Annotated in this window: 2 protein-coding genes; both read right to left on the reverse strand. The window is 42.2% G+C overall.

Annotated elements, in window-relative coordinates; all coding sequences use genetic code 11:
• Nucleotides 1-22: 22 nt before the first annotated feature.
• On the reverse strand, nucleotides 23-304 hold the full coding sequence (locus IQO02_RS05660) for a type II toxin-antitoxin system RelE family toxin (RefSeq protein WP_010429015.1): 282 nt from the start codon (nucleotides 302-304) through the stop codon (nucleotides 23-25).
• On the reverse strand, nucleotides 294-542 hold the full coding sequence (locus IQO02_RS05665; protein ID WP_004730320.1) for a type II toxin-antitoxin system Phd/YefM family antitoxin: 249 nt from the start codon (nucleotides 540-542) through the stop codon (nucleotides 294-296). Before IQO02_RS05665 ends, IQO02_RS05660 begins: the two co-directional genes overlap by 11 nt.
• Nucleotides 543-721 lie beyond the last annotated feature (179 nt).

Raw genomic sequence — 721 nt, forward strand, 5'->3', positions numbered from 1 at the left:
GCGTTATACCGCAATCAATCATCTACCTTTTCATAGCTTTACGGTAAACATCGCTACGTTCGCGTTTTCCGACTGCTAAGACGGTTACAATGATGACATCGTCTTCAACTTTGTAGACGAGACGGTAGCCCGATTGGCGCAGCTTAATCTTATACATGTTGTCAGCTCCAGAGAGTTTTGAAGCCGGAACATGCGGGTTATCTAAGCGCTCGATTAGCTTTTTCTTAAATTGTTGTTGAAGCGTTGAGCCAAGCTTTTTCCACTCTTTGAGTGCGCTCTTTTTAAAGTCGAGTTTATAGGTCATCAATATTTACCGAAATGCTCTCTTCAGATTCACGCTCTTTCGCAATAGTAAGTAGTTCAAGATCTTCGAGTCTGTCCATCATCATTTCGTACGCTTCGGCTGGTACGCAATAAAATGCTGGCTCATTTCGGTTCAGTACAGCAACAGGTTCACCGTAAGCACTAGTTGCAACTTTCATAGGGTTAGCTTTCAACTCAGTAATGCTTGCAGCAACATCGGCTAAAATTCTAGTGGTCATTTAATAGGTCTCTTAAGTGGTCTTTTTTTTGGTCATTTTAGCCTCAACCAAGCGGTATAACAAGTTGCTTAAGAGTGATTCGCAACGCGTGGCATTTTTACTATGCGTTGGTTTATGTGTTTAAGGTATTATGCGGAGGCCAAGGTATTGCTTTGCTCACACCTTAGCAAGGCGTTATA

It is taken from the genome of Vibrio sp. OPT24 (genome assembly GCF_015163545.1).
GTDB classification, from domain to species: Bacteria; Pseudomonadota; Gammaproteobacteria; order Enterobacterales; family Vibrionaceae; genus Vibrio; species Vibrio cyclitrophicus.

What these genes read in the sequence shown, in the direction of transcription:
- IQO02_RS05660 (WP_010429015.1), bottom strand. Translation starts at nt 304, where the DNA reads ATGACCTATAAACTCGACTTTAAAAAGAGCGCACTCAAAGAGTGGAAA.
- IQO02_RS05665 (WP_004730320.1), bottom strand. Translation starts at nt 542, where the DNA reads ATGACCACTAGAATTTTAGCCGATGTTGCTGCAAGCATTACTGAGTTG.